General features: G+C 71.0%; 8 protein-coding genes. 6 read left to right on the top strand and 2 right to left on the bottom strand.

The genetic code is table 11. The features are described from left to right. The first annotated feature begins 105 nt into the window (after window positions 1–105). The 6 genes from AOK18_RS03530 to AOK18_RS03505 all read left to right on the top strand — a co-directional run bounded on the left by AOK18_RS03530 (window position 106) and on the right by AOK18_RS03505 (window position 3,219). Window positions 106–609 carry a tyrosinase family oxidase copper chaperone gene (locus tag AOK18_RS03530; protein ID WP_055693298.1) on the top strand — a complete coding sequence of 168 codons (504 nt, stop codon included), beginning with the start codon at window positions 106–108 and terminating at the stop codon, window positions 607–609. Continuing rightward, complete coding sequence (locus AOK18_RS03525) at window positions 593–1,459, top strand: tyrosinase family protein (protein ID WP_055570247.1); 867 nt, start codon at window positions 593–595, stop codon at window positions 1,457–1,459. Before AOK18_RS03530 ends, AOK18_RS03525 begins: the two co-directional genes overlap by 17 nt. A 234-nt stretch (window positions 1,460–1,693) precedes the next feature. Further along, window positions 1,694–1,963 carry a hypothetical protein gene (locus tag AOK18_RS03520; protein WP_055570246.1) on the top strand — a complete coding sequence of 90 codons (270 nt, stop codon included), beginning with the start codon at window positions 1,694–1,696 and terminating at the stop codon, window positions 1,961–1,963. Window positions 1,964–2,105: 142 nt separating this feature from the next. Next, window positions 2,106–2,384: a hypothetical protein gene (locus AOK18_RS03515; RefSeq protein WP_055570245.1), complete on the top strand. Its 279-nt coding sequence runs from the start codon at window positions 2,106–2,108 to the stop codon at window positions 2,382–2,384. Window positions 2,385–2,531: 147 nt separating this feature from the next. After that, window positions 2,532–2,798 (top strand): hypothetical protein, encoded by a 267-nt coding sequence (locus AOK18_RS03510; RefSeq protein ID WP_055570244.1) that lies wholly within the window; start codon window positions 2,532–2,534, stop codon window positions 2,796–2,798. A 142-nt stretch (window positions 2,799–2,940) separates the two neighbouring features. Next, window positions 2,941–3,219, top strand: coding sequence for a hypothetical protein (locus tag AOK18_RS03505; protein WP_055570243.1), 279 nt, complete (start codon window positions 2,941–2,943; stop codon window positions 3,217–3,219). A gap of 125 nt (window positions 3,220–3,344) precedes the next feature. On the opposite strand, the gene AOK18_RS03500 is transcribed toward AOK18_RS03505, so the two are convergent. Together AOK18_RS03500 and AOK18_RS03495 are read right to left on the bottom strand one after the other, a co-directional pair. Next, complete coding sequence (locus AOK18_RS03500) at window positions 3,345–4,322, bottom strand: alpha/beta fold hydrolase (RefSeq protein WP_055693297.1); 978 nt, start codon at window positions 4,320–4,322, stop codon at window positions 3,345–3,347. 251 nt (window positions 4,323–4,573) lie between these two features. Further along, complete coding sequence (locus AOK18_RS03495; RefSeq protein WP_055570241.1) at window positions 4,574–4,855, bottom strand: chaplin; 282 nt, start codon at window positions 4,853–4,855, stop codon at window positions 4,574–4,576. Window positions 4,856–5,252 lie beyond the last annotated feature (397 nt).

The raw sequence follows: 5,252 nt of genomic DNA, 5'->3' as shown, positions 1-5,252 counted from the left end.
GTCCGGACCGGGGGGCCGACTTCGTCGTTCCCCCGCCGTGGGAGGTGACCGCACGGCGGGACCGACGGTTGGAACGGCGACAGCCGTTCGGACAAGGAGTGGATCATGAATGTTCCCATTGACCCGGCGCCCACGGGCGCCGGGGACACGGCGCCGCGCCCGGCGCCGCCCGGCCCGGCGGGCAGAACACGACGGGACGTGGCACGGGGCCTGCGGGCCGGCGCCCTCGCCGGCGCCCTGGCTCCGGTGCTCGCCGCCTTCCGGTCTCCGCGCCCCGGGCCCGCGGAGACGGACCCCCCGGGCGGCTCCGCCCCCGCCTTCGCGCAGACCTACCGCGGCCGCCGCCTCCGGGGAGTGTGGACGCCGGGGCACACCGCGGCCGAGGACGGCCGGTGGCACGTCACGGTGGACGGCCGTCCCCTGCACCTGATGCGCCGCGCCGACGGCGGCTGGCTGAGCACGGTCGACCACTACTGCTCCTACCGGACACCGCTCGAGGCCGCCCGCGCGGCCGTCGACGCGCTCGGCCCCGGCGAGCGGCTGCGTGAGGCGGCGCCGGGGGACACGGGACACGCGCACGGGGAGGGCCGGCATGGTGTACGTGCGTAAGGACGCCGGCACGCTCACGGCGGCCGAGAAGCGACGCTTCGTCAAGGCGCTGCTGGAGGTCAAACGACGGGGCGAGTACGACGAGTTCGTGCGGATGCACCTCGCGTACTTCTCCTCCGACGGCGAGCGCGGACTGCGCACCGCGCACATGACGCCCTCCTTCCTGCCCTGGCACCGCCGGTTCCTGCTGGACCTGGAGACCGCCCTGCGCCGGGTCGACCCGTCGGTGACCCTGCCGTACTGGGACTGGACCCGGGACCGCACGGCCACCTCCACGCCGTGGACGGCGGACTTCCTCGGCGGCGACGGGCGCCGGTCCGACCGGCAGGTGATGACGGGGCCGTTCGCGCACCGGCAGGGCGACTGGACCATCGAAGTGGGCGTGACCGACGGAGAGTTCCTCACCCGGGACCTCGGCCGCCGCCGCGAACCGCTCGACCTGCCCACCGCGAGCGACCTGGAGCGGGCGCTGAGGGACCCCGTCTACGACGCGGCTCCCTGGGACTCGACGGTCACGCGGGGCTTCCGCAACAAGCTGGAGGGCTGGGGCACCGGCCAGGGCGGCGCGGCCTGGCGCAACCACAACCGGGTGCACCGCTGGGTCGGCGGGGCCATGCTCGGCGCCGCCTCCGTCAACGACCCCGTCTTCTGGCTGCACCACGCCTTCGTCGACCTGCAGTGGTACCGCTGGCAGCGCCGGCACGGCGGGGCCCGCTACCTCCCCGCGACACCGCCGGGCCCCCGCGACGGGCAGCACCGCCGGGTCGTGGCACGGCACGAGAAGCTGCCGCCCTGGGACGTGACGCCGGACGAACTGGAGGACGTCGGCCGGATCTACCGGTACGCCTGAGGCGGCACCGGAACCGGCTGCACGAGAAGGACCCCGGCGTTCCGGGCGCCGGGGCGGACACACGCCTTCGGAGCAGTCGACACGCGTGGACAGGCCCGTGACGTGCGCCTTCGCAAGAAATTTACGCACATGGGTGTTTTGACTGTCCAAAGCCGTAGACGTCGCCTACGTTATGCACTGTCGGTGACCGACCCAACACGGGTTGTGTCAACTTCTGAAATCGGAGAAGAAGCAATGCGCAAGTACCAGAAGGCTGCAGTCGTCATGGCCATGCTCGGCAGCGTCGGGTTCCTCGGCGCCGGCGTCAGCCACGCCGGAGACGACCCGTCGTTCAAGCTCAACAACGAGCAGACCACGGCCTGCGCCCAGGACAACTCGGTTCAGGGCCTCGTCAACATCGACGACGTCAACGCCGGTGTCGGCGCCATCCTGGGCCTCGGCAACGCGGAGAACACCGAGACCAACGCGGTGGCCTGCGCCTCCAGCTTCACCTTCGGCGGCTGATCACCTTCAGGTGATCCAGGTGGGTCCCGGGGCTCGAACCGCGCGTTCGGGCTCCGGGACCGCCCGGCACGTCGGCCGGCCCGGACCTCCGGGCCGGTCCCGCCGCCGGACCGCGGCGGGGCGACCGTCAGGGAAAAGGCAGATGCTCGAGCCGAAGAGGATCGCAACGGCGGTGGGGCTCCTGGCCGGTGTCGCCCTGATCGGCGTCGGTGCCGTCCGGACTGTCGGCGCCGAGGACTCCGGCGACTGTGCCGGGAGCGGTGGGAGCGGCGTCCGCTGCGAGCGGGTGAGGGAGTACCGCCTCCCGGCCGACCTGCAGGGGGAGGTCCGCTTCACCGGCCGGCAGGAGCAGGACTGCTCCGGTTCGGATGTCGAGGTCTCCTGCGTGAACGGCACCCTCCTCGGCGGCGAGAGGGTCTGAGGCCCCCTCGCCCGGGCGTGATGCCGATTTGTTGAAAAAAACGCGCGATACGGCGTTTCGTCTACCAATTGCCGGAATCGTCGCCTAGATTAGCGACTGCAAGTGACCGGGCCATCACGGACCGTGTCAAATCAGAAGGAGAAGTTAATGCGCAAGTACCAGAAGGCTGCGGTCGTCATGGCCATGCTCGGCAGTGCCGGATTCCTCGGCGCCGGCGTCGGTCACGCCAGCGACGGGCCCGAGGTCGAGCTCAACAACGAGCAGACCACGACCTGCGTGCAGGACAACTCGAAGCAGGGTCTGATCAACATCGACGACATCAACCTGGCGGTCGGCATCCTGGGCCTCGGCAACGCGGAGAACACCGAGACCAACGCCGTCTCCTGCACCTCCAGCCTCGCCATCGGCGGCTGATCACCCTCACAGGTGATCCGGGGCCCGGGGACTCGAGCCGCGCGTTCGAGCCCCGGGCCCGCCCGGCACATCGGCCGGCCCGGATGTCCGGGCCGGCTTCGCCGCTCACTCGCGGCACGTTGACCGTCAAGGAAAAAGGTAGATGGTGAAGTCGAGCAAGTTCGCAGCGGTGGCGGGGGTCCTCGGTGGGCTCGCGCTGATCGGCGCCGGTTCCGTCCAGGCTTTCGGCGCCGAGGACCCGGACAACTGCGTCGAGGACGAAAAGGGCACGATTCGCTGCGTGCAGGTGAGCGAGCAGGAGATCACGACCGACCAGTACGGGAAGATCCACTTCGTCAACAACTCGAAGCAGACCTGCTCCGGCGAGAACGCCGAGGTCTCCTGCACCAACAGCGTCGTCCTCCCGGACGAGAAGTCCTGAACTCTCCGACGGTCGAGTGCCGTTGCCCGCGGTACCCCTCACGTCGGCATTCCGCTTCGGATCATCCGTACGGCGGAGAGTGGCCGGAACCCGGTACCGGGTTCCGGCCACTCGTCGTGTGTCCGTCACCGGTGGGCCGTCGCGCGGGCGAGGCCGGCGCCGGGCGACTCCACGGGAGTGCAGTACGGCAGGTCGTCGATGGGGCGGTCGGTGCAGAAGCGGCCGATCAGCTCCGACGACTCCTGCCGTCGCTCGACCGTGACCAGGTGGTCCGCCTCCTTGACCGTGGTGAACCGCGCCGCCGGAATCGTCGCGGCGAGCTCCCGGCCCATCTGCGGGGTGCACAGGGTGTCGTGTTCGCCGGTGAACACGAGCGTCGGCACGTCGGGGACGGGCAGGGGCTCGTAACAGCCGTGCGTGACCAGTCGCGTGTTGTGCTCGACGGCCTTCCCGAGCTCGTCCGGCGTCTGGTTCATGAACTGACGGTGCAAGAGGCGGGCGACGGCCGCGTGCCGGCGGACCTGGCCCGCGGCCGGATTCGACATGAACAGCTCCACCAGGCCGCCGGCCGCCGCCGCGGTCTCGCCCCGTTCCAGCGCACGTGCCAAGCGGGGCATCGCGTCGGTGTAGATCTCGGGGAGGCGCATCGCGGCGCCGCAGAAGACGATGCGGCGGACGGATCCGGGGTGCAGCTGCGCGAAGCGGAGACCGACGACTTCCCCGAAGCAGCCGCCGAAGAGGTTCACCGGCGGCATCCCGGTCTCCACCAGCACGTGCTGGACCGCGGCGGCGAGGAAATCGATCCCGTAGCGGGCGGGCAGGAAGTCCGCACTGCCGTACCCGGGGAGGTCCACGGTGATCACCGTGCACAACGGCGCCAGCCACTTCTCGTGCCCCTGCCAGGAGTGCCGGTTCTGGGACGAGCCTCCGAGCAGCAGCAGCGGCGCCGTTCGCGGGGTGTCCTGGTGGACGATCCGGCACTCGTACGCGAAGCCCTCGAACACCAGGGTCCGCTCCTCCACCACCTGCTCCGGCGGTGGGGGCGCGAACCCGTGGCGTTGCGTATTCGGTGAACCCTGGGGGGCGGTGAGGGCAGTGCGCATGGACGGCTCCGGTACAGGGGAAAAGGCGCGAACCAGTCCATCATTACCAGCAATCACGGTTTTCATCCGTAATCACTCATTTGTGGGCGATCCCGGCGGAAGGGCATGGTCGCGCGCCGGACGGCGACGCCGGGGATCCCCCTCGACCCCGGGGGCCGGGGGTTCGGGGACGGTGCCGGGAACGGCGAGAGCCCCGGCGCTCGAGGTGCCGGGGCTCTGGACGTCCTGCTGATGGTGACGCGTACGAGGGGTCAGTTCCCGTACGCGTCGTGGTGGTTCTTGTGCCCCTGGCCGTCCTCGTTCACGCAGGTGTTGCCGAACGCCGGGTTCAGCGCGCCGATGACGTTGACGGTGTTCCCGCACACGTTGACCGGCACGTGGACCGGGGCCTGGACGAGGTTGCCCGACAGCACTCCCGGGGAGTGGGAGGCGACGCCCTGGGCACCCGCGTCCGCCAGAGCCGTACCGGCCCCGCTCAGGGCCACGGCACCCGTGCCGAGTGCGACGCAGGCGGCCTTCGCGATGCGCGACATCACGTTCTCCTTCTTGTTCGATGAGCACGGACGCAGGGGGTGCGGCCGTGCTTCCCGTTCAACGCGGAGGGGCGCGACGGGTCACGGTGATCGGCCGTGGATCACCCGGGGCGGGGGAGTTTTCTTCCGGCCGGCCTTCCGGTCAGGTCTTCCGGCTGCTCTCAGGGCGGACGCCGGACCGGTGCGCCGTCGGGGAGGGCGCGGATCTCCTCGACCGCGTGATCGGGCGACTCTTCCTGCGGTCGGTGCCCGTGCCGGGGTGCCGGCGTCCGGGGGGGCGGGGCATGCGTCCGCGGCGCCTTGTGCTCGGCACCTCACCCCTGCGGAGGGGGTCTTCGACCTGCCCGCCGTCATCGTCCCGGCCCCGGTCGAGCGGGACGCCGACGGCGGTCCCGAC

The organism is Streptomyces prasinopilosus, assembly GCF_001419695.1.
In the GTDB taxonomy this organism is placed as follows: domain Bacteria; phylum Actinomycetota; class Actinomycetes; order Streptomycetales; family Streptomycetaceae; genus Streptomyces; species Streptomyces prasinopilosus.
This window is presented reverse-complemented; position numbering and strand designations above follow the sequence as displayed.

What these genes read in the sequence shown, in the direction of transcription:
- AOK18_RS03530 (WP_055693298.1), top strand. Translation starts at nt 106, where the DNA reads ATGAATGTTCCCATTGACCCGGCGCCCACGGGCGCCGGGGACACGGCG.
- AOK18_RS03525 (WP_055570247.1), top strand. Translation starts at nt 593, where the DNA reads ATGGTGTACGTGCGTAAGGACGCCGGCACGCTCACGGCGGCCGAGAAG.
- AOK18_RS03520 (WP_055570246.1), top strand. Translation starts at nt 1,694, where the DNA reads ATGCGCAAGTACCAGAAGGCTGCAGTCGTCATGGCCATGCTCGGCAGC.
- AOK18_RS03515 (WP_055570245.1), top strand. Translation starts at nt 2,106, where the DNA reads ATGCTCGAGCCGAAGAGGATCGCAACGGCGGTGGGGCTCCTGGCCGGT.
- AOK18_RS03510 (WP_055570244.1), top strand. Translation starts at nt 2,532, where the DNA reads ATGCGCAAGTACCAGAAGGCTGCGGTCGTCATGGCCATGCTCGGCAGT.
- AOK18_RS03505 (WP_055570243.1), top strand. Translation starts at nt 2,941, where the DNA reads ATGGTGAAGTCGAGCAAGTTCGCAGCGGTGGCGGGGGTCCTCGGTGGG.
- AOK18_RS03500 (WP_055693297.1), bottom strand. Translation starts at nt 4,322, where the DNA reads ATGCGCACTGCCCTCACCGCCCCCCAGGGTTCACCGAATACGCAACGC.
- AOK18_RS03495 (WP_055570241.1), bottom strand. Translation starts at nt 4,855, where the DNA reads ATGTCGCGCATCGCGAAGGCCGCCTGCGTCGCACTCGGCACGGGTGCC.